Annotated in this window: 23 protein-coding genes; 14 read left to right on the plus strand and 9 right to left on the minus strand. The window is 63.1% G+C overall.

Annotated features, from left to right (window positions below; translation table 11 throughout):
• The first annotated feature begins 57 nt into the window (after positions 1 to 57).
• The 4 genes from FBY20_RS11630 (at position 58) to FBY20_RS11645 (ending at position 4,957) form a co-directional block, all read left to right on the plus strand.
• The gene (locus tag FBY20_RS11630; RefSeq protein ID WP_142052207.1) at positions 58 to 969 is read left to right on the plus strand and encodes a hypothetical protein; all 912 of its coding nucleotides are present in this window, start codon (positions 58 to 60) and stop codon (positions 967 to 969) included.
• 136 nt (positions 970 to 1,105) lie between these two features.
• Positions 1,106 to 2,551 carry a flippase gene (locus FBY20_RS11635; protein ID WP_142052210.1) on the plus strand — a complete coding sequence of 482 codons (1,446 nt, stop codon included), beginning with the start codon at positions 1,106 to 1,108 and terminating at the stop codon, positions 2,549 to 2,551.
• Positions 2,548 to 3,870, plus strand: a complete 1,323-nt coding sequence (locus FBY20_RS11640; RefSeq protein WP_142052214.1) for an O-antigen ligase — start codon at positions 2,548 to 2,550, stop codon at positions 3,868 to 3,870. Before FBY20_RS11635 ends, FBY20_RS11640 begins: the two co-directional genes overlap by 4 nt.
• Positions 3,755 to 4,957: a glycosyltransferase family 2 protein gene (locus FBY20_RS11645; RefSeq protein WP_142052218.1), complete on the plus strand. Its 1,203-nt coding sequence runs from the start codon at positions 3,755 to 3,757 to the stop codon at positions 4,955 to 4,957. Before FBY20_RS11640 ends, FBY20_RS11645 begins: the two co-directional genes overlap by 116 nt.
• A gap of 27 nt (positions 4,958 to 4,984) precedes the next feature.
• Here the strand turns inward: FBY20_RS11645 and FBY20_RS11650 are convergent, their stop codons facing one another.
• The gene (locus tag FBY20_RS11650; RefSeq protein WP_142052221.1) at positions 4,985 to 5,914 is read right to left on the minus strand and encodes a LysR substrate-binding domain-containing protein; all 930 of its coding nucleotides are present in this window, start codon (positions 5,912 to 5,914) and stop codon (positions 4,985 to 4,987) included.
• A 95-nt stretch (positions 5,915 to 6,009) separates the two neighbouring features.
• Here FBY20_RS11650 and FBY20_RS11655 point away from each other — a divergent pair, with 95 nt between their 5' ends.
• The 5 genes from FBY20_RS11655 (at position 6,010) to FBY20_RS11675 (ending at position 9,314) form a co-directional block, all read left to right on the plus strand.
• Entirely contained in the window at positions 6,010 to 7,176 is a 1,167-nt protein-coding gene (locus FBY20_RS11655; RefSeq protein WP_142052223.1) for a mandelate racemase/muconate lactonizing enzyme family protein, read from the plus strand.
• Positions 7,177 to 7,479: 303 nt separating this feature from the next.
• Positions 7,480 to 7,785: a DUF4148 domain-containing protein gene (locus FBY20_RS11660; protein WP_142052226.1), complete on the plus strand. Its 306-nt coding sequence runs from the start codon at positions 7,480 to 7,482 to the stop codon at positions 7,783 to 7,785.
• An 84-nt stretch (positions 7,786 to 7,869) separates the two neighbouring features.
• Positions 7,870 to 8,175 (plus strand): DUF4148 domain-containing protein, encoded by a 306-nt coding sequence (locus FBY20_RS11665; protein ID WP_056327115.1) that lies wholly within the window; start codon positions 7,870 to 7,872, stop codon positions 8,173 to 8,175.
• A gap of 83 nt (positions 8,176 to 8,258) precedes the next feature.
• Positions 8,259 to 8,564 (plus strand): DUF4148 domain-containing protein, encoded by a 306-nt coding sequence (locus FBY20_RS11670; protein ID WP_056327117.1) that lies wholly within the window; start codon positions 8,259 to 8,261, stop codon positions 8,562 to 8,564.
• A gap of 150 nt (positions 8,565 to 8,714) precedes the next feature.
• A complete protein-coding gene (locus FBY20_RS11675; protein ID WP_142052229.1) occupies positions 8,715 to 9,314 on the plus strand; it encodes a TetR/AcrR family transcriptional regulator in 600 nt (199 codons plus the stop codon).
• 108 nt (positions 9,315 to 9,422) lie between these two features.
• On the opposite strand, the gene FBY20_RS11680 is transcribed toward FBY20_RS11675, so the two are convergent.
• The 3 genes from FBY20_RS11680 to FBY20_RS11690 form a co-directional block, all read right to left on the minus strand.
• Positions 9,423 to 10,277, minus strand: a complete 855-nt coding sequence (locus tag FBY20_RS11680) for a hypothetical protein (protein ID WP_056327121.1) — start codon at positions 10,275 to 10,277, stop codon at positions 9,423 to 9,425.
• Positions 10,278 to 10,520: 243 nt separating this feature from the next.
• On the minus strand, positions 10,521 to 11,138 hold the full coding sequence (locus FBY20_RS11685) for a TetR/AcrR family transcriptional regulator (RefSeq protein WP_056327123.1): 618 nt from the start codon (positions 11,136 to 11,138) through the stop codon (positions 10,521 to 10,523).
• Positions 11,139 to 11,300: 162 nt separating this feature from the next.
• The gene (locus tag FBY20_RS11690; protein ID WP_142052232.1) at positions 11,301 to 13,475 is read right to left on the minus strand and encodes a malate synthase G; all 2,175 of its coding nucleotides are present in this window, start codon (positions 13,473 to 13,475) and stop codon (positions 11,301 to 11,303) included.
• Positions 13,476 to 13,712: 237 nt separating this feature from the next.
• Between FBY20_RS11690 and glcC the strand changes: the two genes are divergently transcribed.
• Positions 13,713 to 14,477, plus strand: coding sequence for a transcriptional regulator GlcC (glcC, locus tag FBY20_RS11695; protein WP_142052235.1), 765 nt, complete (start codon positions 13,713 to 13,715; stop codon positions 14,475 to 14,477).
• A 45-nt stretch (positions 14,478 to 14,522) separates the two neighbouring features.
• On the opposite strand, the gene FBY20_RS11700 is transcribed toward glcC, so the two are convergent.
• The 5 genes from FBY20_RS11700 to FBY20_RS11720 form a co-directional block, all read right to left on the minus strand.
• Positions 14,523 to 15,641 carry a saccharopine dehydrogenase family protein gene (locus FBY20_RS11700; protein WP_142052238.1) on the minus strand — a complete coding sequence of 373 codons (1,119 nt, stop codon included), beginning with the start codon at positions 15,639 to 15,641 and terminating at the stop codon, positions 14,523 to 14,525.
• Positions 15,642 to 15,845: 204 nt separating this feature from the next.
• Positions 15,846 to 16,241 carry a DUF4148 domain-containing protein gene (locus FBY20_RS11705; RefSeq protein WP_082586414.1) on the minus strand — a complete coding sequence of 132 codons (396 nt, stop codon included), beginning with the start codon at positions 16,239 to 16,241 and terminating at the stop codon, positions 15,846 to 15,848.
• Positions 16,242 to 16,601: 360 nt separating this feature from the next.
• A complete protein-coding gene (locus FBY20_RS11710; RefSeq protein ID WP_056327133.1) occupies positions 16,602 to 17,006 on the minus strand; it encodes a DUF1090 domain-containing protein in 405 nt (134 codons plus the stop codon).
• A gap of 115 nt (positions 17,007 to 17,121) precedes the next feature.
• On the minus strand, positions 17,122 to 18,048 hold the full coding sequence (ubiA, locus tag FBY20_RS11715) for a 4-hydroxybenzoate octaprenyltransferase (protein WP_142052247.1): 927 nt from the start codon (positions 18,046 to 18,048) through the stop codon (positions 17,122 to 17,124).
• A 119-nt stretch (positions 18,049 to 18,167) separates the two neighbouring features.
• Positions 18,168 to 19,364: a PLP-dependent aminotransferase family protein gene (locus tag FBY20_RS11720; protein WP_142052250.1), complete on the minus strand. Its 1,197-nt coding sequence runs from the start codon at positions 19,362 to 19,364 to the stop codon at positions 18,168 to 18,170.
• Positions 19,365 to 19,507: 143 nt separating this feature from the next.
• On the opposite strand from FBY20_RS11720, the gene FBY20_RS11725 reads away from it, so the two are divergent.
• The 4 genes from FBY20_RS11725 (at position 19,508) to FBY20_RS11740 (ending at position 23,047) form a co-directional block, all read left to right on the plus strand.
• The gene (locus FBY20_RS11725; RefSeq protein ID WP_142052253.1) at positions 19,508 to 19,993 is read left to right on the plus strand and encodes a GAF domain-containing protein; all 486 of its coding nucleotides are present in this window, start codon (positions 19,508 to 19,510) and stop codon (positions 19,991 to 19,993) included.
• Between the two features lie 344 nt (positions 19,994 to 20,337).
• Positions 20,338 to 21,252 carry a 4-hydroxy-tetrahydrodipicolinate synthase gene (gene dapA / locus FBY20_RS11730; protein WP_142052256.1) on the plus strand — a complete coding sequence of 305 codons (915 nt, stop codon included), beginning with the start codon at positions 20,338 to 20,340 and terminating at the stop codon, positions 21,250 to 21,252.
• A 101-nt stretch (positions 21,253 to 21,353) separates the two neighbouring features.
• On the plus strand, positions 21,354 to 22,139 hold the full coding sequence (locus tag FBY20_RS11735; protein ID WP_056327145.1) for a sterol desaturase family protein: 786 nt from the start codon (positions 21,354 to 21,356) through the stop codon (positions 22,137 to 22,139).
• Positions 22,139 to 23,047 carry a fatty acid desaturase gene (locus FBY20_RS11740; RefSeq protein WP_142052259.1) on the plus strand — a complete coding sequence of 303 codons (909 nt, stop codon included), beginning with the start codon at positions 22,139 to 22,141 and terminating at the stop codon, positions 23,045 to 23,047. The genes FBY20_RS11735 and FBY20_RS11740 overlap by 1 nt, the downstream gene beginning before the upstream one ends.
• Positions 23,048 to 23,061 lie beyond the last annotated feature (14 nt).

Here is a 23,061-nt window from a genome sequence, read left to right on the forward strand (position 1 = left end):
GTTCTGAAAAAATGGTCCGTCACTGGCCTAAAATGCTGCGAAAAAGGAACATCGATAGTGGGCGACAATAACTTGATGAACGCCGCGGCCCGGGAAAACGGTGCTGACGCGCCGGCGACGCCGCGTGGCGATTATCCAAGGGAAATTTTTTGGCGGCGTTTATTCTGCAACTGGAAAACACTGGCAATCGCTGCAGTGTTTGGAGTCGCCTGCGGCGTTGCGGCTTATTTTTTTGTGCCGAAACAATGGCCGGCTATTCTTATCGTCCGTGTCGGCGATGTCAGATCAGGGCATGAGCTGAAACCCGAATTGCTGGAACAGGTATCGCTGACTACGGAGTGGATAAAAAGCCACGAATTCGTTGACGCGGTGGTTTCCTCGGCAAATGCAGCGTCGGCGGGCCAGGCTGGCGGTGATTCACGCGACGCCAAGCTCTTTCGTGAGACGCTGACAGTGAAGGCGATTCCCGGCACCCAACTGCTTAGAGTGGATTACCTGGGATATTCGCACCACCAGCTGCAGGCCTATGTCAACGCAATTGAAAAGCAGGTACGCGCGTCTCACGACAAGGTGATGGACGCGCGCCTGGAAGCGCTGATTGACTTACGTAATAAATATGATGGCGAGGTCGCGGCGGAGGGAAGAAAATTTGAGAGCTTGGGCCGCAAGTACAACTACGTTGTGCGGGGCGATCCTGATGTGTCGCTCTGGCTTGCTCCGCAATTAAGAGCCGAAATTTCCCAGAGCGAACTGATGATCGGAATTTTGCGCCGATCCATAGACGAGTTGGATGATCGCATTGCTTTGGCGGGACACTATTCGGCGGATGTCGCCCAAGCCGAAATTCTTGTGCAGCCGGTAGCTCCAAGGCTGAGAAATCTGCTGCCTCCCGCGATGTTGCTGGGGATTTTGTGCGGCTTCATCTTTTTGGTTATTCGAGGCAAGACGCGTTTTGTTCTCTTAAAGTAGCAGTTGACGTCTTGACGCGGCGCCCGCGGCATCCTTGACGGCTTGTGGGTCCGTAGCAATGAAGATTGCCTTGAGGGGCTCCGAATGTCAGCCCTAGAGCGTCCTTTATGTTACGGAAACTTCCTTTGGTCTATCCGTGAAATTAATCCGACATTCCGTTTACAACCTGCTCGGCCTGGGGCTTCCGCTACTCACCGCAGTATTCAGCATTCCGGTTCTCATCCGCGAGTTGGGGGATGCCCGGTTTGGGCTGTTGACGCTGATCTGGGCAGTCGTCAGCTACTTGAGCCTGTTTGACCTGGGACTCGGCCGTGCGTTGACGCAGCATCTTGCAGTGATGCTCGAAGGCAAGGAGCGGCGGCGCGTGGGCGCCCTGGTGGTTACCGCTATCGCAGTGATTGCGCTTTTCAGCATCGTTGCGGGCGCATTGATGGCTGCGGTGGGCCCCTGGGGGCTGGGATTCATCAGCGCCGTGCCGGACCAGGCGGAAGTGCTTAATGCCATCTGGATCATGGCGCTGGCCATGCCCGCTGTCGTGTTGACTGCGGGCTTTCGAGGGATTCTGGAGGTCAGGCACGCATTCGCGGTCATCAATCTGATCAGGCTGCCGATGGGCCTGTTGACCTTTTTGGGGCCTCTGGCCGTGGTGCTTTATGGCCCGCCCCGGCTGGACGTGATAACGATGGTTCTGGCCGGTGGGCGCGTGGTGACGTGCGCCTTGCATGCGTGGTACGCGAAGCGCTACCTGCCGGACGATGTGGGGCCCTTCAAGTTCGACAAGTCACTGATTCGGCCGCTATGCAGTTCAGGGGGTTGGATGACAATCAGCAATATCGTCAGCCCCGTCATGAGTTACGCTGATCGATTCATTGTGGGCGCTGTCATCTCGTCGGCCGCCGTTGCTTATTATGTTACGCCGCAAGAGTTGATCACCAAATTGTCGATCCTGCCTGGCGCCTTGACGGCCGTGTTGTTCCCGGCTTTGGCGGCGCAGATTGCCCGGCAGGACAAAGCGGTAATGCCGTTGATAAACAAGGCAGTGGGCTGGATTTTCCTGACCCTGTTGCCCATTACGGTGGCCATCGCGATTTTTGCAAAAGAGCTTTTGACGTTGTGGGTGGGCGAATCCTTTGCGTCGCAAAGCTATGTGCTGCTGCAGATATTCTCGGCTGGCATGTTTATTACCTGTATTGCTCAAATACCCTTCACCGTCATTCAAGGGGCCGGAAAATCGCATTTGACAGCCATATTTCATCTGATCGAGGTGCCGCTATTTCTGGGAGCGTTGCTTCTTCTCGCGCGGAATTATGGCCTGACAGGGGCCGCCATCGCGTGGTTTCTCCGTGTCGCGGTTGACGCCATTTTGATGTTCTGGGGCGTCAAGCTTGTGCTGAACCGTTCGATGTTCACCAGTGCGAAACTCCGGCTCCTTTCGGTTTCAGGCCTGGCAGTACTGGGGTTCGTGGGAGCGCTCGTGCCAAGTCCATCCGTCCGTGCCGCCTGGCTGGTTGCGGTTGTCGCATTGGTGCTGTTGATTGCTATGCGCGGCAGCGCGCGTTTCGGCCGTGGGAGCAGGGCATGACTCAGGATATGGCGTTGCCTTACCGTTTCGACACGCGGCTTGCGTTGTTTGTCATCCTGCTTCCGTTCTTTCTGTTGTTCGTCGGCGATATACAGGTGCCCGTTGGCGTAAGCACGATGACTGTGCCGATGGGATTATTCATTGTCCTGCCGCTGCTGCTCACGGCAATTGCGCTTCCCCGGATTGTGATTCCCGCGCCCGCCATATTGCTGGCGGGAGCGGTAGTTTTTGGGGCGGTTGGCGTGGCGATGACGCCCGAGGGCGCACATATGCGGGCGGCCGCCGGCGCCTTGCCGATGATCTATGCAATTTGCACGTTGATTTTTTACGCGCAGTTTCACCAGTTCATCAAGCAGGATTGGATCGTGCGCATGATGCTGGCCGGCGGCGCCGTGCTGGCACTTACCGTCATTGTGCTGTTTTACATCGCTGCATATAGCCCGGGCGATTATTACGCGCGTAAGTTGTTTATCGCGACACCGCTTGGCAGATCGAATTATCTTGCCGCCTTTCTCGTATTTTTGTTTGCACTTGCGTCGGCTAGAATGCGCGTGCTGCGGTGGCTTTTTGCAATCGCCATTTTGTGCACGATGTCCCGCGGCGGTGCAATCATATTGGCGTTGTTCCTTGTTGCGCTACTGATGGACAGGAAGCGGCTGCTGTGGCTCGTGTGGGTCGTGCCAGTGGTCGGATTCGCGTTGGCGATTCTATTTTTTTCGATTGATGGTCAAAACCAGCTTCGTGACTATGGTGGGCCGTTTGCCAGCGAACTGAGCTCCGCGGTAAATCGCATGTTGCTGTGGGCGTTCAGCTTCGACCTTTGGCTTCAGCACCCTTGGTTTGGCATTGGCCCCAATACATTCCGGACGTTCATCGAGGCCAACCCGGGCATCGAGGACGTCTGGGGGACGCATAACTCCATCCTCCAGCTGCTTCTGAATTACGGACTATTCGGGGCCGTATTGTATGGATGGTACTTGCGGCTAATCTATAGGCACCTGGTCCGGGCAGAGCAGACGTCGCCGTGGTTCCGCTATCTGCGCGTGGTTTTTGTTGTACTGCTGGTGTTTTCGCTGTTTGAGCCCCTGGTGGGTTCGGCAGCATTCGAAGTGTTGCTTGTATTCATGTTGATTCTGGCACTGACACACGCCCTCCCCGCCGGCTCGGGAAGACTGATGATAATTGCGATAAGTTATTCAGAAAATGGAAATATTGCTATCCGTTGTGATTCCCACGCACAATCGCTCCAAGTATGCGATTCATGCGGTTCGCTCCATACTGGCCATCGGGGATCGCAGCCTGGAACTGGTTGTCAGTGACACCAGTACAGACGGACTGCTCGAAGAGTTGGTTCGCCAAGGTGATAATCCGCCCTGCGATGACCCCCGGTTCAAATATTTGCGACCCGCAGAAAAGCTGGATATGACCGGGAATCACAATAATGTGATCGGCGCCGCCTCCGGAGAGTTTGTCTGCCTGATCGGCGACGACGACACCATCACGGAAGACGCGTTGCTGGCGGCGCGGTGGGCCAAGGAAAATCAGATCGACGTTATCGCGCCGAAGGTCATGTCGAATTACGTGTGGCCGGATTTCAGGTCCAAGATTTTTGGCGCGGGGCATGCCGGCAGGTTGTATCTGCCGAGCCGGATCGGCCCCGTGGTTGTTCGCGAGTCTTCCGACAGCCTGTCCGCAGCCTTGTTGAATGCCGCCCAGGGAACGGATGGCCTTCCAAAGATCTACCACGGGATCGTGCGGCGCAGCCTGCTCGAAAAAATGAAAACGCTGTCTGGCGCCTTTTTCCATGGATCCAGCCCCGATGTGTCCGGCGCGATCGGCTTGGCGCTGTGCGGTGGCCGGTTCGTAGAGATCGACTATCCCCTGACCATTCCTGGCGCGTCGGGCGGCAGCAATACAGGCCGCAGCGCCATGAACCAGCACAAGGGAAAGCTGGGAGTCGAATCGCAAACCAAGGCGTTCGTAAGCGCCGGTTGGACGGAAGGGGTGCCGCGCTTTTTTTCCGTTGAAACCGTCTGGGCGCATGCGGCGCTGGAGACCATTGCAAAAATATCCCCGGCCGAGGTGTCGCGATTCAATTTCGCGCGGTTGATCGCCGTGTGCCAGGCGTTGCACGGCGAGTACGCTTCTGAGATTGAGCAGGCGATTCCGCTGGCCGCGGGTATCGTCGGCATGCCGCGCTCTGATTTCCTTAAGAAAGTGGCATTCGAGAAAAGGCGTTATCGCCGCCAGCGGCTCGTCAGGCTCCTGCGCCGGGCGTTGCGTCCCACGGTTGCCGGCGGGCGGGAATATACCGGTGCCATCGATACGGTGGCTCAGACGCCGGCGGTGCTCAAGGCGCACATGGCGGGCCGTCATTGGAGCTGGGACAAGGCGGTCAAGCGCTGACGCACCGGGCGCTGCCATTGGCGGCGGCTACTTTTTTCCGGGGGCCGGCGTCGGTGGGGCGCCGGCCGGGAGAAAGGCCTGCACCAGAAAATCAATGAAGGCGCGCGCGCGGGCCGTCTGATTGCGGCGCTGCGGATAGTAGACGAACAGGTCGGCCGACGGCAGCGCGAAATCGGGCAACACCACCCGCAGCCGGCCGCTTTCCAGGTATTTGGCCAGATCCCATTCCGACCGGATCAAGATGCCGTGGCCGTCCAGGGCCCAGCCCAGAACGATGTCACCGTCGTTGCTGGAAAGCCCGCCTTCGACCTTCACCACTTCCACCCCGCCTTGATGCGTGAAGCGCCAGACGCCGTGCGCTTCGTCGTTTTGCCGGTGAAGAATGCATTGGTGATGGGCGAGGTCGGCAAGGGTGGCCGGCGTGCCGTGCGCCTTCAGGTAGTGAGGCGAGGCGCAAAGAAAGCGGCGATTGGTCATGATGCGCCGCGCGGCAAGACGCTTGTCGGGGAGTTCGCCGAAGCGGATGGCCAGGTCGAAGCCGCCTTCCACCAGGTCGATGGGACGGTCGGTCACCTCCAGTTCGACCTGGACCTGCGGATAGCGCCTTGCAAAGTCCGAGACCAGCGGCGCGATGGTCGTGCGGCCGAAACCGAGCGTGGCATTGACTCGGATAAGGCCGCGCGGTTGCGCGCTGCTGCTCGACACCACGTCCTCCATTTCCCGCAGGTCGGCAAGGATCCGAGCCGCGTAGGTCAGATAGGTATCGCCTTCATTGGTCAGACTGATGCTGCGCGTCGTGCGGTTGACCAGCCGCACCCCGAGGCGCTTTTCCATCAGCGCGAGCCGCTTGGTGGCGGCGGGAGGCGTCAGATCCAGCTGCCTCGCCGCCGCGGACAGGCTGCCCAGCCGCGCGATCAGCACAAAGAATTGCAGCTCAGAGGCAAGGTCCGCTTTCACTGGAAGTTAATAATCAAATGAACTTGGGTGAATTCTAGGGCAGGGATGCGCCACTAATCTATCGATTCACGATGCGCCCCAACTGGAGACAAGCCATGAGAATCGTCGATATCCGCGAGCAGACCCTGCCCATCAGTTCACCTATCCGCAACGCCTACATCGATTTCAGCAAGATGACGCTAAGCCTGGTCGCGGTGATCACCGACGTGATCCGCGACGGCAAGCCGGTGGTCGGTTACGGGTTCAACTCCAACGGCCGCTATGGCCAGGGCAAGCTGATGCGCGAGCGCTTCATCTCGCGCGTGCTGGAGGCGGACCCGGATTCGCTCACGGATGCCACGGGGCGCAACCTGGACCCGCACAAGGTCTGGGATGCGATGTTCAGGAACGAGAAGCCCGGCGGCCACGGCGAGCGATCGGTGGCGATCGGCACGATCGACATGGCCGTGTGGGACGCGGTGGCGAAGATCGAAGGCAAGCCGCTTTTCCAATTGCTGGCCGAACGCTACGGCAATGGTCAGCCCGACCGGCGCGTGTTCGTTTATGCCGCGGGCGGGTACTACCATCCGGGACAGGACCACGCCAAGCTCAAGGACGAGATGCGCAGCTATCTGGATCGCGGCTATACGGTCGTGAAAAAGAAGATCGGCGGTGCATCGCTGGACGAAGACCTGCGCCGGATCGACTCGGTGCTGAGCGTGCTGCAGGATGGCCAGAAGCTGGCTGTCGACGCGAACGGGCGGTTCGATCTGGATACGGCGATTGCATACGCCAAGGCGCTGTCCCAGTACGATCTCTTCTGGTACGAGGAGGCCGGCGACCCCCTGGACTTCGAGCTTCAGGCGACGTTGCGCAACTACTACGACAAGCCCATGGCGACGGGCGAAAACCTCTTTTCGATGCAGGATGCCCGCAACCTGATCCGCTACGGCGGCATGCGCGCGGACCGCGACTATCTGCAGTTCGATTGCGCGCTCAGTTACGGGCTGGTGGAGTATCTGCGCACATTGGCGATGCTTCGTCAGCACGGCTGGTCTGCCAGCCGGTGCGTGCCGCATGGCGGGCACCAGATGTCGTTGAACATCGCGGCGGGCCTGGGGCTTGGCGGCAATGAAAGTTATCCGGATCTGTTCCAGCCGTTCGGCGGGTTTCCAGATGGCGTGAAGGTGGAAGCTGGCCATGTGACGATGCCCGATCTGCCTGGCATCGGCTTCGAGGGCAAGTCCGATCTGTATGCCGTCATGCGCGCACTGTCGGCGTGACGCAGGGCGGGGCGGCTCCGTTGGCTGAGTCGCCGGACCGCCCGGCGCAGCGTTGCGCGTGCCGCCGGGGCCCTACAAGCTGTGTTGCCAATCCGCCCTACGAAATAAATTGTTTCACTTAAACCGCTTGCGCTGTCTATCTAGTAGTAGGTAAGATTCATCCATCGACGCAGCGCACCCAACAAAACCGCCCGGCGCCGAACCCAGAAATACAGCAGGACCGCTTTTTTATTTCGCTCGACATCTACCTACAAGTAGATAGCTAACTGAAACGCACACTTTAACTTATCTCGGAGATTGACCATGAAGACCCTCGTATCCGCCCTGATTCTTTCCGCTTCGTTCATCGGCGCCGCCCAAGCCGGCGAACTGGACTACCCGCCTGCCCTGGACACGCACAGCACGGTGACCCGCGCTCAAGTCCAGCAAGAACTGGCCGCTGCCCGTGCCAACGGCGAACTGGCGTTTGGTGAAGAAGGCTACGCCGCCGCCCCGATCGCTTTCGCCGGTGACAAGACCCGCGCCCAAGTGAAGCAAGAACTGGCTGCCGCCCGCGCGCAAGGCCTGACCGACAGCGGCGAACTGGACTACCCGCCCGTTCAAGGCTGATTTTTTTCGACCGCTTATCTATCTATAACTAGATAGCTGTAACCCAACTTCGACGCAGCAACTCACATTGACTGGAGCATTCTCATGAAGACCCTCGTATCCGCCCTTATCCTGTCCGCTTCCTTCATCGGCGCCGCCCAAGCCGGCGAACTGGACTACCCGCCCGAACTGAACACCCAAAGCACCGTGACCCGCGCTCAAGTGCAGCAAGAACTGGCCGCCGCCCGTGCCAACGGTGAACTGGCGTTCGGCGAAGAAGGCTACGCCGCTGCCCCGATCGCTTTCGCCAGTGACAAGACCCGCGCCCAAGTGAAGCAGGAACTGGCTGCCGCCCGCGCCCAAGGCCTGACTGATGGTGGCGAACTGGATTACCCGCCCGTTCAAGGCTGATTTTTTTCGGCCTCTATCTATCTACAACTAGATAGCACCAATGCAACTTCGATATAGCAACTCACATTGACTGGAGCATTCTCATGAAGACCCTCGTATCCGCCCTGATCCTGTCCGCCTCCTTCATCGGCGCCGCCCAAGCTGGCGAACTGGACTACCCGCCCGCCTTGAACACGCAAAGTACGGTGACCCGCGCTCAGGTGCAGCAAGAACTGGCCGCCGCACGCGCCAACGGTGAACTGGTGTCGGGCGAAGAAGGCTACGCCGCCACCGCGTATGCGCACGCCGGCGACAAGACCCGTGCCCAAGTGAAGCAGGAACTGGCCGCCGCCCGCGCCCAAGGCCTGACCGACGGCGGCGAACTGGACTACCCGCCCGTGCAAGGCTGAAGCAGATGGCAATCGAAGCGGACCCCGGGAACGGGATTATTCCCGGCCGGGGTTCGCTGGCACTGTCGGCGGCTTGAGCGGCCCTCTCGGCAATACCGATCAGGGACCGTCCCAATGACGAGCCGACCTATTAGTAGGTAATATGCAGCCATGGATACCCCGACTTCCAACACCACTCGCGAATTGCTTCTGGCGCATGCCGAGAAGCTGATCCGCATGCGCGGATGCAACGGCTTCAGCTACCGCGACCTGGCTGAGCATGTGGGCGTGAAGACGTCCAGCATCCACTACTACTTTCCGGGCAAGGACGACCTGCTTTACGAAGCCGTCGAAGCCTACAGCACGCGCGCACTTGGCGCGGTGCGTGGAATCGATACCACGCTGCCGGCGCAGGCGCAGCTTGAGAAATACCTCTCGATGATGGAATCGGCCGCGTGCGGTTCCGGTGAACTCTGTCTGGGCGGCATGCTGGCCGCCGACGTGATGAGCCTGTCCGAGCGGGTCCGCGGCGCGTTGCAGGGATTCTTCCGCGCGCACGAAGCGTGGTTGGCCCGCGTGCTGGCCGAAGGCGCGGCGCAGGGCACCTTGAAGTTTTCCGGAACGCCCGAAACCGCGGGGCGCGCCGTGTTCGCGACGATCCAGGGCTGCCTGCTGGTGTCGCGACTGTTTCAGCAGCCGCCGGCGCTGTGCGAAGCGATCAGCGCGCTTTACGTCGAATGCGAAGGCAAGACGGCGGGACCCGCAGCCTGAACGTTGTGCTTCGGCACCCGTCTTTCACTGATTCACGGCCGCCTTGCGCTTGCAGGCGGCCGTTGTCATTGGGCCCACGGGCATCACCGGGGCAGCACGGCGGCCGGCCTATGCCAACGCGCGGGCCATGTCGGTACTGGTGCGTTGCTGCACGCCGAGATCCCGCATGCGATGCAGAAAACCGGCCTGCGCGTTGGCAAAACCCGCGACCGGGCTCATGCAGTCGGTCAGCAGCACGATGCGCGACAGATTGCCGCCGGGCAGATGTTCGGCCAGGTGCTCGACGGTGGCCTTCACGCAGTGGCTGCCCGCTTCGCCCGCCACAAGAATCAGATCCGCGCGGTCCAGCGAATCCAGCAAGCCGCGGTTGAGCTGGCTGCGCGGGTCGTCGGCGTCCGGCACTTCGGCCATTAGTGCGCTGTAGTGTTCCGTCCAGGGGTTGGCGCCTTTGGGCACCTTGCGCACGATGAACTGGCGGTCTTCCTCCCAGCGGCCGTAGGCGGCGCGCACGTCGGCATGCACGTTGTGGCCCCAGGTGCCGATTTCGCAATGCACCGGCCAGGCCATCAGGGTGTAACGGCCGCGAGCTTCTAGTTCGTCCAGGTAGTTCAGGGTGCGCGGCACGTCGTCGTCATGCCGGGGCACGAATTCACCCGCGCGCAACTGCGCCGCCGTGATCGGCGTGAAGGGCGGCACCGGGTCGCCGTTGCCCATGCGCCAGAAGGTGGGGTGCGCGATATCCAGCCGGTGGTGCGAATCGAGCGTGACCGTGATCGACGAGAGCGCGTGAGCGGTGGCGTCGATGAAGCGCGCCAGCCGCTGCATGTCCGCATGCGCGCCTGCGATGGGCAGCGCGGGCTCGACCGCCGATCCGGTCAGGGGATCGGTGGGCCGATAAGCGTCGGGCAGGTCGCAAAAATCGTTTTGCGGGTCGACGATCAGCAGATGAATGGAGCGCGTCATGGTGTGTGGGGCGGAGTGGAAGCCGGACGGTATTCCCGGGCGCCCGGACTCAGAACAGCACTAGATGGTCGGCGCGGTCGGGCAACTGGCGCAGCAGCGCGCGCCACTGGCGCCAAAGGACGGAGGATACGCCTAATGCGCCTATCGGAATGAGAATCCACATGGCCTGCTCCTGTCAATATTCGCACGGTCGTGCGAAATTTCGCGAAAGTAAATGCCGGGACGGAGCCGGCGAGGTGGGGACTACTCGATGTACTTGAAGCTGCGGTACGTGGAAATGAGGCGTTCGTAACCTGCCTTCACGCGCTCGTGCGCCTTGGGGTCGCGAAGAAACCGGGCGTCGTGCATCAAGCCGATCATCAGGCTGTAGACCTCGAACACCAGCTGCTGCGGATCGGTGTCGGGACGCAGATGCCCGGCCTCCAGCGCTTGGTTCACTGTGCGCACCATGGCGGCGCGCCAGCGTTTCAGGTTGTGTTCCAACACCGAGCGTAGCGGGGAGTCGACGTCGTCGTATTCAAATGCGCCGGCCACGTAGATGCAGCCGGTAAGCGTCTCGACATTGCTGGCGCGGTCGATCCACAGCGAAACCAGGGCATTCAGGCGCGGCAGACCGCGCGGGTACGCCATGGCCGGCGTGAAGACGGCTTCGACGAAGCGCCGGTCGTATTCATCGAGCACCGCCTGCTGCAGGGCTTCCAGCGAGCCGACGCGCGAGAACACGCCGCTCTTGCTGATGCCGAGCCGTTTGGCGACCTGGCCCAGCGAAAGGCTTTCCATGCCTTGCGCGGCGGCCATGTCGAGCGCCGTGTTCACGATCGCCGCGAAGGTGAGTTCGCTTTTCTCGGTTTTTGCTGTCATGGCGGGAATTTAGCACGATCGTGCGAAAAGGTCGCTGCCTTTAATTAGGGGCGGATGGTAGCGTGAGATCCGGCTTGCGCGAACGCCTTGGCGGGCAGTGTCAGCCGAAAAAAAAGCCGGACGGCAATGCCGTCCGGCGTGGTCACGCTTGCACAGCCTGGATCAGGCGCGCGCGGCCTTGTACTCCAGGCGGTACTTGTGCAGCAGCGGCTCGGTGTAGCCGTTGGGCTGCGTCAGCCCTTCGAACACCAGCGCGCACGCGGCCTTGAACGCCAGCGAGGTATCAAGGTTGCCTGCCATCGGCTGGTAGAGCGGATCGCCCGCGTTCTGCCCGTCGACGATCTTGGCCATGCGCTTGAAGGTCTCCATGACCTGATCGCGGTTCGTGATGCCGTGGCGCAGCCAGTTGGCGATGTGCTGGCTGGAGATGCGCAACGTGGCGCGGTCTTCCATCAGCCCCACGTTGTGGATGTCGGGCACCTTCGAGCAGCCCACGCCCTGGTCGATCCAGCGCACCACATAGCCGAGGATGCCTTGCACGTTGTTGTCCAGCTCTTGCTGGATGTCGGCGGCGGACCATTTGGAAGGATCGCCGACCGGCACGGTGAGCAGGCCATTCAGAAGCTCGTCGCGCACGCTGTCGAGCTGGGTGCGTTCGAGTTCCTGCTGGACCGCCTGCACGTCGATCTGGTGGTAATGCAGCGCATGCAGCGTGGCGGCCGTGGGCGAGGGCACCCAGGCGGTATTGGCGCCCGCCTTGGGATGCGCGATCTTCTGTTCGAGCATGGCGGCCATCAGGTCGGGCATGGCCCACATGCCCTTGCCGATCTGGGCGCGGCCGCGCAGGCCGGCGTCCAGCCCGACCAGCACGTTGTTGCGTTCGTAGGCGGTGATCCATGCGCTGGACTTCATGTCGCCCTTGCGCAGCATGGGGCCGGCTTCCATCCCCGAGTGCATTTCGTCGCCGGTGCGGTCCAGAAAGCCCGTGTTGATGAACGCGACGCGCGAGGCGGCGGCTTCGATGCAGGCCTTCAGGTTAACGCTGGTGCGGCGCTCTTCGTCCATGATGCCCATTTTCAGGGTGTTGCGCGGCACGCGGATCAAGTCTTCGACGCGGTCGAAGAGCTCGCTGGCGAACGCGGCTTCGGCGGGGCCGTGCATCTTGGGCTTGACGATGTAGACCGAACCCGTGCGCGAATTGAGCTTCTTCTGGCGGTCCTGCAGCGCGGCCAGGCTGGTGACGACGGCGTCCAGGATGCCTTCGGGAATTTCCTGGCCGTCGCGGTCCAGCACGGCCGGGTTGGTCATCAGATGGCCCACGTTGCGCACGAACATGAGCGAGCGGCCATGCAGCGTCAGCGCCGAACCGTCCGGCCGCGTGTAGTTGCGGTCTGCGTTGAGCTTGCGGGTGAAGGTCTTGCCGCCCTTGGTGACGTCCTCGGTCAGATCGCCCTTCATCAGGCCGAGCCAGTTGCGATAGATCTGGACCTTGTCGTCGGCGTCGACCGCCGCGACCGAGTCTTCGCAGTCCATGATGGTGGTCAGCGCCGCTTCGACAACCACGTCCTTGACGCCCGCCGCGTCGGTGCTGCCAATGGTGCTGGCGCGGTCGATCTGGATCTCGAAATGCAGGCCGTTGTTCTTGAGCAGGATGGCCGTGGGGGCGGACGCATCGCCCTGGTAGCCGACGAATTGCGCGCCGGACTTGAGGCCGGTTGCGCCGGTGGCAAGCGCCACGCGCAGCCCACCGCCCTCGACCGTGTAGCCCTTGGCATCGGCGTGCGAGCCCTGTGCCAGCGGCGCGGCGGTGTCCAGGAAGCTGCGTGCGCGCGCGATGACGGCCGCGCCGCGTTCCGGGTTGTAGCCGCGGCCCGTGTCGCCGGGCGTGGCCGGGATGGCGTCGGTGCCGTACAAGGCGTCGTACAGGCTGCCCCAACGTGCGTTGGCGGCGTTCAGCGCATAACGGGGGTTGGACATCGGCACGACGAGCTGCGGGCCGGCCTGCTGCGAGATTTCGGTGTCCACGTTGTCAGTGGTGGCGCGCACGGTGGCCGGTTGCGGCAGCAGGTAGCCGATGCCTTCAAGGAACTTGCGGTAGGCGGCCGGGTCCGTGATGGGGCCAGGATGGGCGCGATGCCAGGCGTCGAGCTCGGCCTGCAGGCGGTCGCGCTCGGCGAGCAAGGCCCGGTTCTTCGGCGCCAGATCGTGCACCAGGGCTGCAAAGCCTTGCCAGAAGCCGTCGACATCCAGGCCGGAGCCGGGCAGCGCTTCCTGTTCGATGAATTGACTGAGATTGGCCGCCACTTGCAGGCCGTGGTGCTGGATGCGTTGAGTCATGCGGATCTCTGGCGATAAGTAAGGCAGACCGGCGCGCCGCGCCGGGTGAGGGGTGCTGACATCATCGTCCGCGCCCGCGCCGATGTCCATACGAAAACCAGCTGGTCATACCAGTTTGTGAGGCGAGCGTCAGGCGAAGCGCCGATTTTTGTGGTTTGATATCAGCCACTTACCGAGGCAAGGCCGAGCCGCGCAGGCGTCGACCGCGCATGGTCATACCACTGGTGCGGAGATTGCATGCACGCGGAAATCGAAGAAAAGCCCCGTCAGGTGGCCGATGAAGTCGCCGAACGGATAGAGCGCCTGATTCTGGATGGCGTGCTCAAGGCGGGACAGGCCCTGCCGTCCGAGCGGCGCCTGACCGAAAAGCTGGGCGTGTCGCGCACGGCGCTGCGCGAGGGCCTGAAGCTGCTGCGCGCGCGCGAGATCATCCACACCGCGCAAGGCAAGGGCTCGTTCGTGGCGCGTATCTCGAAGGTGGACGCCGGCCCGCTGATGCATCTGTTCAATTCGCAGCCGCGCACGCTGTATGACCTGCTGGAAGTGCGGTCGTTGCTGGAGGCCGAATCGGCGCGGCTGGCGGCCATTCGCGGAACCGAGGCGGATTTCATCATGATCCGGCGCCGGTATGACGAAATGGTGTCCGCGCAGGGCGCCGCCACCGACACCGCCACGCACGCGCATCTGGATCACGCCTTTCATCTGGCGATCTGTGAGGCCTCGCACAATCCCGTGCTGGTGCACACGCTGCAATCGCTGACGGATCTGCTGTTGGGGTCGGTGTTCGCCTGCGTGAACAACCTGTATCACCGGGAACCGGAAAAGCGGCAGATCGACCGGCAACACACGCGGCTCTTCAATGCCGTGATCGGGCGCCAGCCCGAACAGGCCCGCAAGGCGGCGGCCGACCATGTGGATAGCGTGCGCCAGAGCCTGGCCGATATCGAGCAGGAAGAACAGCGCCTGGTGCGTGCGACGTTGCGCCTGGAAGGCTGGACGTAACGCCGCACGTACGAAGCGCTGGTCGCGCGCGTGGCCCCGGGAGCGCTATCGGTCTGCCACCGCGCAACCGGCCAGCGCCAAGGGCTTGCCCGCATAGATGCGGCCGAAGCGGTTGGTGAGGAGCGCGTCCAGACCGATGGCCTCTTGTCCCACAAAGCCCTGCTGCGCCAGCACGCCGTGCGCCACCAGATCGAGCGCGGCGCAGATGCCGGCAGCGGTGGACAGCTGGATTGCGCTGAGCCGATGGCCGTCCACCTCGGCGCCGAACACGCGGATCGGATACGACTCTTCTTCCAGGCGGCCATGCCGATAGCCGGAGGCCGATGCCTGGATGACGATCACGTCCTGCTCGGTGGTGGGGATGGCCGACTCGAAGATGTCCTTGAGCAGATCGCGGCGATCGCGCAGGCGCAGGTCATTGAGCAGCAGCTTCATGATGCTGCAATGACCGGGATAGCGCACCGACTTGTAGTCGACGTTGCGGGCGCGGCCCAGCAGCGTGGCGGGCAGGGTACCCAGGCCGCCGGAGGTGTTGAAGGCCTCGTACTCGACGCCGTCCAGCGCAAAGGTTTCGTAGCCTTCCAATGCGGGCACGCTGGTCAGTTGTCCGTCGACGATGGCCTCGCACGGATTGCAGTATTCGTTGATGAGCCCCTCGGTGCTCCACGTCAGGTTGTAGCGCAGGCTGTTGGAGGGATAGCGCGGCAGCGCGCCGACCCGCATCCGCAGGTCCAGCAGGGTGTCGAAGCGGCGCGCCAGCGCATTGCCGACGATGCCGATGAAGCCGGGGGCCAGGCCGCATTGCGGCATGAGCACGCCGCGCGCCTCGTTGGCGAGCGCCTGGATCGCATGCGTGCTGGCGACGTCTTCGGTGAGGTCGAAGTAATGCACGCCGGCCTTGGCACATAGGCCCGCCACCGCGACTGCGCGATGAAAGGGCAGCGCATTGACCACGGCGTAAGCGCCTTCGATGCAGCGGGCCACGCCCGCATCGTCGCTTACCTGGCGCGTTTCGCAGCCCAGTTCAGCCAGCACGGCGAGGCGGCCGGCGTCCTGGTCCGCGACCAGAACTGAGTAATCGCCGCTGCGTTCCAGCATCAGCGCGATCGCGAAACCGATTTTTCCGGCGCCCAGCAGAACGATGGGTTTGGTGTGCGTGGACATGATGCTGCTCCTGCAATAAGAGGGAAGGGAAGTGGCCTCAATCCTATGCGGGAGTGCTGTCGATTTGTAGCAGCAAAAATGTCGAATCGGTTTTAAGTAACGTCGATATGACTTATTTATTTGTCGAAACGTCAAACAAAAAGCCCTCTGGCTTGTGGCCAGAGGGCTGCCTGGTTGTGATTCACGGCCGGCGCGGCCCGTGGATCAGCTGCCCAGGTGGGGGGGATAGTCCATGTTGCCGAAGGTCACCAGGCCTTCGGTCTTGGCTTGCGCCAGTTGCGATTCAACTTGGGCGCGGGTCAGCGTCGAGGCGGAAGCCGAAGCCGCGACGGGCGGGTAGTCCATGTTGCCGAAGGTGACCTGGCCAGCATTCTTGGCCTGGGCCAGTTCAGCTTGCACTTGCTGCGAGGTCAGGCTGCTGCGTTGGGCGATGGGGGCGGGGTAGCCTTCTTCGCCAAAGGTGTATTGGCCCGAAACCTTGGCTTGTTGCAGCTCGGCTTGAACCTGAGCGCGGGTGGTGGCTTGGTCGGCTTCGGCGGCTTGGGCGCCGGCGGCCAGAACGGACATGGACAACATCAATGCGGTAGCAAGGGTTTTCATGGCAGACCTCCGAGTCTTGTGAGCTTGGGATTCGAGCCTCAGACCTGATTGCCTGGGGCTCGCTTGCTGTGTCCCGATGAGAGGCATTCTGTGCCTAAACAACCCTGGGATAAACCCTTATTCCTTGAAAACATCTTTCCATAATCATGGCTAATCGACATTGATTGTCCATGTTGGCGCCATGGGTGGCGATATTTCCATGGGATGACGTGTCAGATTTCCGGCAGCGCGCCGGGGGCTGGCGGGTGCAGCGAAGACAGGGGGAGGGGGCCAGAAGTCGGCCAGAAGGAGATGGCCGGAAGTCGGCCGGAAGGAGGTGGCCAGCGCGGCGAGCCGCCCTGGCCAGCAGACTGCGGCGGATCAGCGGTTCAGATCGGCCAGTGCGTCGTTGTATTCGGCCTGCGCTTCGTCGAGCTTGCGTTGGGCCTTGTCGATCTTGTCCTGCTTGCCCTTGGCCTTGGCCTCTTTCAGCTCCTGCTGGCGCTCAGTGACCTTGGATTGCTTCTCGCGCACGTCGGCCTCGCGCTGCGATTGCAGGCGGCTGTCGGTGCAGCTTGCCTTGGCCTCGGACAGCGCCTTGCGAAGGCCTGCCTCGCGGCGTGTGTTGTTCTGCGCCTGCGCGGCGGCGATGTCGTTTTCGATGTGGCAGAACTTGGCCGCGCAGCCGCGCAGCGGTGCGCAGTCGGTGGCGGCCTGTGCCGGCAATGCGGCAAAGAGGGCGCACGCGGCGGCGGCGACAGTCAGGGATTTGAACGATGCGGGCATGCGGTGACTCCGTGACGTGGGGGCAAAGCCCATCATCGCCCGCGCGCGGCAATCCCGCAAACAGGCGGCCAAAGCGGCAAGCGCCACGGCCGGGCGCCGTGGCGTTTGCCGGGGATCAGCGGATCAGCGCACCCGCCAGCGCGGCCACGACAAGCAGCGCGCCCAGCCACAGGTTGGCGCGAAAGAGCATGAAGTTACGGTCGGGACGCTGAATGTCGAAGACTTTCAATTGCCACGCGAGGTGCGCCGCCACGGCGACCATGCCCACCTGATAGGCCCACGACAGGCCCATCGCATGCCCGCCCCAGGCCCACAGCAGCACCGTGCCCACGTAGAAACCGCCGATCCAGAGCTTGCCCTGGTCGCCAAAGCGCATGGCGGTCGAGTGCAGGCCCAGGCTGCGATCGTCGCGCACGTCCACGTAGGCGTAGATGCTGTCGTAGCCTACCTGCCACAGCACGGCGCCCATCCACATGGCGATGGCGGCAAGCGGCACATGGTTCTGCGTGTCCGACCAGGCCATGAGCATGCCCCAGTTGAAGCAGATGCCCAGCACGACCTGCGGCCAGTACGTGACGCGCTTGCACAGCGGATAGATGAAGACGAAGGGCAGAACCGCCACGGCCAGCCAGCGGCTCATGTCGTTCAGGAAAAAGAGCAGCGAGCCGCAGACCAGCAGCTGGCCGAGCAGGAACCAGATGGCGTTCTTCATCGTCAGCTGGCCGCTGGTCAGCGGACGGAAGCGCGTGCGTTCGACGTGCTTGTCGAAGTTGCGGTCGCACATGTCGTTGACGGTGCAGCCGATGCCGCGCATGAGCAACGCGCCCAGCGAGAACACGATGAGGCGTTTGAAGTCGGGCAGGCCGCCTGCGGCCTGGACCAGCGCGGCGATCGCCGGCAGCAAGGTCAGCCAGGTGCCGATGGGGCGGTCCAGGCGGCAGAGGCGGGCATAGGGACGCCATGACTTCGGAAGCCAGCGTTCGACCCAGTCGGTGAAGACGATGTCACTGAGGTCGGCGGGGGAAGGTTGCGAAGCGCTCACTGTCTCGGTCAAAAGAGGTCGGGAAAGCCGACAGCATAAAACAACGGCCGGGCGCTGCGCCCGGCCGATCGGTGATCAACGCATCCGCGCCGCCCCTGCGGGGACGGCCGCGGACGTTGTCATTCCGCCTTCAGCAGCTTGCCCAGGATGGCGATGCCGGTGCGGATCTTGTCTTCCGGCACGGTCGCGAAACTGAGGCGCAGCGTGTTGCGCTTGCCTTCGCCGCTGTAGAACGGCGCGCCGGGCACGAAGGCCACGTTCTGCGCGATGGCTTTTTCGAGCAGCTTGGTGCTGTCGATGTGCTCGGGCAGCGTCAGCCAGATGAACATGCCGCCTTCCGGCTTGGTCCAGGTGACAGTGGACGGGAATTCCTTTTGGATGGCGTCCAGCATGCAGCTGCCCTGGACGCGGTAGATCTCGCGCACGTTCGGCAGGTGTTCGGCCAGGAAGCCGTCCTTGACGATTTCGTACACGGCCATCTGGGTCAGCGTGGGCGTGTGCAGGTCCGTGGCCTGCTTGGCCTGCACCAGCTTGTTGATGAGGGCGCGGCCGCCAACGATGTAGCCCAGGCGCAGGCCCGGCGCCAGCACCTTGGAGAACGTGCCCAGGCGGACGACGTTTGCGCCGTATTCCTTGGCAAGCGCGATCAGGCCGGGCTGCGGCTCGCCGGCGTAGCGCAGTTCGCCGTAGGGATCGTCCTCGACGATGGTCAGGCCCAGTTCGGCGGCGCGCTTGACCAGCGCGATGCGGCGTTCCAGGTTGAGCGTGCGGCCCGTCGGGTTCTGGAAGTTGGGCAGGGCGTACAGGAAGCGGGCGCCGGCGGCCAGTTCGGGCGTGATCGCTTCGGGGATCAGGCCGCCTTCGTCGGTGGGCACCGGCACGAAGTTCGGCTGGTACAGGCTGAACGATTGCAGCGCGCCCAGATAGCTGGGGTCTTCGACCAGCACCTTGCTGTCCTTGTCGATGAGCACCTTGCCCAGCAGATCCAGCGCCTGCTGCGAGCCGGAGACGATGAGGACCTGGTCGGGGGCGACGTCGGCGCCGGACGCGGTCAGTTCATCGGCGACCCACTTGCGCAGGGGCGCATAACCTTCGGTGGGGCCGTATTGCAGGGCCGCGCGGCCGTTGGTGGACAGGACCTTGTCGAATGCCGCACGCACCACTTCTACCGGAAAGCCGCCGGGCGCGGGCAGACCGCCTGCGAACGAAATGACTTCGGGGCGCTCGGTGACCTTGAGAATCTCGCGGATGGCGGAGCTGGTGAGTTGCAGGGCGCGTTCCGAAAAGGAAAACGCAGGTTCGATAGGCTTGTCCATGGAGTGCTTCTTGATCAAGAAGGGTGGGTCGGGTGATACGGTTGACAACAAAGTATTGTCCCATACGGTAACAGCCCGGCCCCTTTATCGGGGGGAACCCCTAAAATCACCTGCATCGATAACCGCCTGTACAGTTACATTCCATGTTCGAAGCCGCTCCCATCGTCGCCGAGTCCAAAGCCGCCCTGTATGCCGAACTGGCCGTCCAGGCGCGTGCGCTGCTGCAAGGCGAGCCCGACCGCATCGCCAACGCCGCGAACCTGAGCGCGCTGGCGTTCCAGGCCCTGCCCGAACTGAACTGGGTGGGGTTTTATTTCTTCGACGGCACGGAACTGGTGCTGGGCCCCTTCCAGGGCAAGCCCGCCTGCGTGCGCATTCCGCTTGATCGCGGCGTGTGCGGCGCGGCGGCCAGCCAGCGCCAGACGCAACTCGTGCCGGACGTGCATGCTTTTCCCGGCCACATCGCCTGCGACGCGGCTTCGCGTTCGGAAATCGTGGTGCCGCTGGTGCACCGGGGCGAACTGATTGGCGTGTGGGACGTGGACAGCCCCGTGCCGGACCGCTTTGACGAAGACGACCGCAAGGGCATGGAAGCGCTGTGCCAGGTGTTTCTCGCGACGCTCGGCTGATTGCCCTCCCGCGGCCACCGGATTCGGCCGGAAATGCCTGTCGTTGACACCGCCGCGCCCGCCCGGTAGATTGCTGCATCCGCCGCCTATCGCGTCCCCGCTCATTCATGATTCATCAGGCCCACCAGACTGCTAGCCACCTCCGCGCCCTTGGCGTGGTGATGGCTGCCGCCGGCCTGAAATCCAAAAAACAGCCGCTCATCTGACCGGAGCATGCTGTTCCGTCAGATGGGCGACGGAACAGCGGCCTGCCGGCAGCGCTTTGGCGCACCCGCGCGCACCCCCACTGATATCCCGAGCACTTCTGTACGGTCCCCCAACGGTCCATACGAAGGAGTGTTCTCATGCAATCGAATCAATCTCTGTTCCAGGGTGTCTGGGTGCCCCTGGTCACGCCGTTTTCGGGCGGCCATGTCGACGGCGGAGCCCTGCGCCGCCTCGTGCGTCACTATCTGGCGGCGGGCGTGGACGGCCTGGTCGTGTGCGGCAGCACCGGCGAGGCGGCGGCCCTGGACGATGCCGAGCAGCTCGCCGTGCTGGACGCGGTGCTGGCCGAAGCCGGCCCGCTGCCCATCGTGATGGGACTGGCCGGCAATCACCAGGGCCATGTGCTGCAGCGGCTGTCGGCCTTCGGCACGCGGCCGCTGGCCGGCATCCTGGCGCCCGCGCCGTACTACGTGCGCGCGGGCCAGGAAGGCGCCGCCGCCTACTTCCGCTGCCTGGCCGATGCCTCGCGGTTTCCGCTGGTGCTCTACGACATTCCGTACCGGACCGGCACCACGCTGGACACGTCCACGCTGCTGGCGCTGGCGGCGCACCCGAATATCGCCGCCATCAAGGACTGCGGCGGATCCCTGGAAAAGACCGTAGCGCTGATTGCCGATGGTCAGATGAACGTGCTGGCGGGCGAAGACCTGCAGTCGCTGTCCGCAATGTGCCTGGGGGCCACGGGCATGATCGCTGCCGCCGCGCACGTGCGTCCCGATCTTTTCGTGGCCATGCACCGCGCGGTGCGCGAGCAGCGGCTGGACGAGGCCAGGACCTTGTTTCATGCGTTGGCGCCGGTGATCCGGCTGACGTTCGGCGAGCCGAATCCGGGGCCGTTGAAGGCGCAACTTGCCCGCCAGGGGCTGCTGTCGAACGAATTGCGCCTGCCCATGCTGCCGGCCAGCACGGCGCTCGCGGCGCAGCTGGATGCCGCGGTGGATGCGCTGGATCGGCGGTTTCCGGCGGGTGGACCGGCGCTACGCGCAGCATGAGCGCTTTGTGGCGTCCGGATTCAATTGGTAATACTTGCCCTACCGGGAAGCTGACGGATTGCTTATGATGCGGCCATTCTTCGGGGTGAAACAAAACCTTCATGGGCCAAGCTTTTGAAGCCTTGTCCGCCTGGCAGGTCATGCTGGCGGGGCTGCTCTTTTTCGGCGGCATCTACCTGGTCTTTGGCGCGGCCACTTGGCTGCTGACGCGGCACATCCTGCCGGCCCTTGGCCTGGGCCGGCCGCTCGATCCGCGGCCCCTGGCACCGGGGCAGCTGCGGCGCGAACTGGCGCAGTCGGGTCTGTCGATCCTGCTGTTCGGCACCGGCATGATCTTCCCGTGGGGCCTCTTGCAACTGGGTTGGGCGCGCCTGGACCCGGACGCGAGCTGGCAGCAGATCGTGCTGGAAATCCTGGCGCTCGTGGCCTGGAACGACGTGCATTTCTGGATCAACCACCGGCTGCTGCATACGCGGCTGCTGCGCCGCTTTCACCTGCCGCACCACCGCTCGGTCGTAACCACGCCGTTCTCGACCTACAGCTTTCATCCCATCGAGGCGCTGATGCTGGGCAACGTGATCCTCTTGCCGATGGTGGTGCATGATTTCAGCTTCTGGTCGCTGCTGTCGGTGCCGTTGTTCAGCCTGTTCTTCAATTGCATCGGCCACGCCAACTACGATTTCTTTCCCAAGGTGTCGTACGCGCACTGGTTTGCCGCCAGCCGGCGGCACCATCTGCACCATGCCTGCTACAACGGCAACTACGGCTTCCAGTTCACCTTCATGGATCGCCTGTTCCGCACGCGGCTGGGGGCGGACGCCGCCGAGCGCCAGTTGCAGGCCCACCGCCAGCGCGAGTCCGGCGCGGGCCTGCGAGGCTCCGCATAGTGGCGCCAAGCTTGGGCCCGCGGCGCACGCTGCCCGCGCTGCGCAATCGGCGCGATTGGCAGAGCCTGGCCTACCTGGCCGCGCTGCCCCTGCTTGCCGGCTGGCAGTGGTTCCACGGGTTCTGGTGGCCGGCCTACGCGCTGATGCTGTTCCTGACGCTGGGCATCGGCGTCATCCATCACAATCACACGCACCTGAGGATGTGGCGCGGCCGCCGCGCCAACCGCATCACCGATTTCTGGATCACGTTGCTGCAGGGCCATCCGACGTTCGTGTTCTACCCGGCCCACGTCGCCAATCACCACCGCTTCAAGCACGGGGCGCATGATGTGGCCCGCACCTATCGGTTTGGCGGCGATACCAACCATCTGTGGGGCTACCTCATCCATCCGGTGCAGGCGGCCTGGGTGCTGTATCCGTTGTTCTTTGCGTGGCTGGGCCGGTTGCGCCGGAATTGGCCGGGCGCCTGGCGCTATTGCATGGCGCAGTACGGCGCGTGGCTGGGGCTGTGGGCGGGTCTCATCGCCGTAAATCCTGCCAAGGCGCTCGTGTTCGTGATCGTGCCGCAGCTTCACGGCCTGCATTGGCTGCTGGCCACCAACTATCTGCAGCACGCGCACGCGGACGGCGGACCGCGGCAGGTGGCGGGCCTGAACTATGCACGCAATTTCGAGGGGCTGGTCAATCCGCTGCTCTTTAACATCGGCCTGCACACTGCGCACCACGAGCACCCGCGCGCGCACTGGTCCGAACTGACCCGCCTGCATCGCGACCACTACCGCGGCCGCGTGCGCGCCGAATTGAACGAGCGCGGCCTTGCGCCCTACATGTTCCGCGTGTTCGTGCTGGGCGCCTTCGTCCCCAGGTTTCGCAGCCGTTCCTGCATGGCGCCCGAGCACGTCCGCTAGCGCCGCACTCCCCC

This window comes from Achromobacter sp. SLBN-14 (genome assembly GCF_006715415.1).
Lineage (GTDB): Bacteria > Pseudomonadota > Gammaproteobacteria > Burkholderiales > Burkholderiaceae_B > Achromobacter > Achromobacter mucicolens.

What these genes read in the sequence shown, in the direction of transcription:
- FBY20_RS11640 (WP_142052214.1), top strand. Translation starts at nt 2,548, where the DNA reads ATGACTCAGGATATGGCGTTGCCTTACCGTTTCGACACGCGGCTTGCG.
- FBY20_RS11645 (WP_142052218.1), top strand. Translation starts at nt 3,755, where the DNA reads ATGGAAATATTGCTATCCGTTGTGATTCCCACGCACAATCGCTCCAAG.
- FBY20_RS11655 (WP_142052223.1), top strand. Translation starts at nt 6,010, where the DNA reads ATGAGAATCGTCGATATCCGCGAGCAGACCCTGCCCATCAGTTCACCT.
- FBY20_RS11660 (WP_142052226.1), top strand. Translation starts at nt 7,480, where the DNA reads ATGAAGACCCTCGTATCCGCCCTGATTCTTTCCGCTTCGTTCATCGGC.
- FBY20_RS11665 (WP_056327115.1), top strand. Translation starts at nt 7,870, where the DNA reads ATGAAGACCCTCGTATCCGCCCTTATCCTGTCCGCTTCCTTCATCGGC.
- FBY20_RS11670 (WP_056327117.1), top strand. Translation starts at nt 8,259, where the DNA reads ATGAAGACCCTCGTATCCGCCCTGATCCTGTCCGCCTCCTTCATCGGC.
- FBY20_RS11675 (WP_142052229.1), top strand. Translation starts at nt 8,715, where the DNA reads ATGGATACCCCGACTTCCAACACCACTCGCGAATTGCTTCTGGCGCAT.
- FBY20_RS11680 (WP_056327121.1), bottom strand. Translation starts at nt 10,277, where the DNA reads ATGACGCGCTCCATTCATCTGCTGATCGTCGACCCGCAAAACGATTTT.
- FBY20_RS11685 (WP_056327123.1), bottom strand. Translation starts at nt 11,138, where the DNA reads ATGACAGCAAAAACCGAGAAAAGCGAACTCACCTTCGCGGCGATCGTG.
- FBY20_RS11690 (WP_142052232.1), bottom strand. Translation starts at nt 13,475, where the DNA reads ATGACTCAACGCATCCAGCACCACGGCCTGCAAGTGGCGGCCAATCTC.
- glcC (WP_142052235.1), top strand. Translation starts at nt 13,713, where the DNA reads ATGCACGCGGAAATCGAAGAAAAGCCCCGTCAGGTGGCCGATGAAGTC.
- FBY20_RS11700 (WP_142052238.1), bottom strand. Translation starts at nt 15,641, where the DNA reads ATGTCCACGCACACCAAACCCATCGTTCTGCTGGGCGCCGGAAAAATC.
- FBY20_RS11705 (WP_082586414.1), bottom strand. Translation starts at nt 16,241, where the DNA reads ATGAAAACCCTTGCTACCGCATTGATGTTGTCCATGTCCGTTCTGGCC.
- FBY20_RS11710 (WP_056327133.1), bottom strand. Translation starts at nt 17,006, where the DNA reads ATGCCCGCATCGTTCAAATCCCTGACTGTCGCCGCCGCCGCGTGCGCC.
- FBY20_RS11720 (WP_142052250.1), bottom strand. Translation starts at nt 19,364, where the DNA reads ATGGACAAGCCTATCGAACCTGCGTTTTCCTTTTCGGAACGCGCCCTG.
- FBY20_RS11725 (WP_142052253.1), top strand. Translation starts at nt 19,508, where the DNA reads ATGTTCGAAGCCGCTCCCATCGTCGCCGAGTCCAAAGCCGCCCTGTAT.
- dapA (WP_142052256.1), top strand. Translation starts at nt 20,338, where the DNA reads ATGCAATCGAATCAATCTCTGTTCCAGGGTGTCTGGGTGCCCCTGGTC.
- FBY20_RS11735 (WP_056327145.1), top strand. Translation starts at nt 21,354, where the DNA reads ATGGGCCAAGCTTTTGAAGCCTTGTCCGCCTGGCAGGTCATGCTGGCG.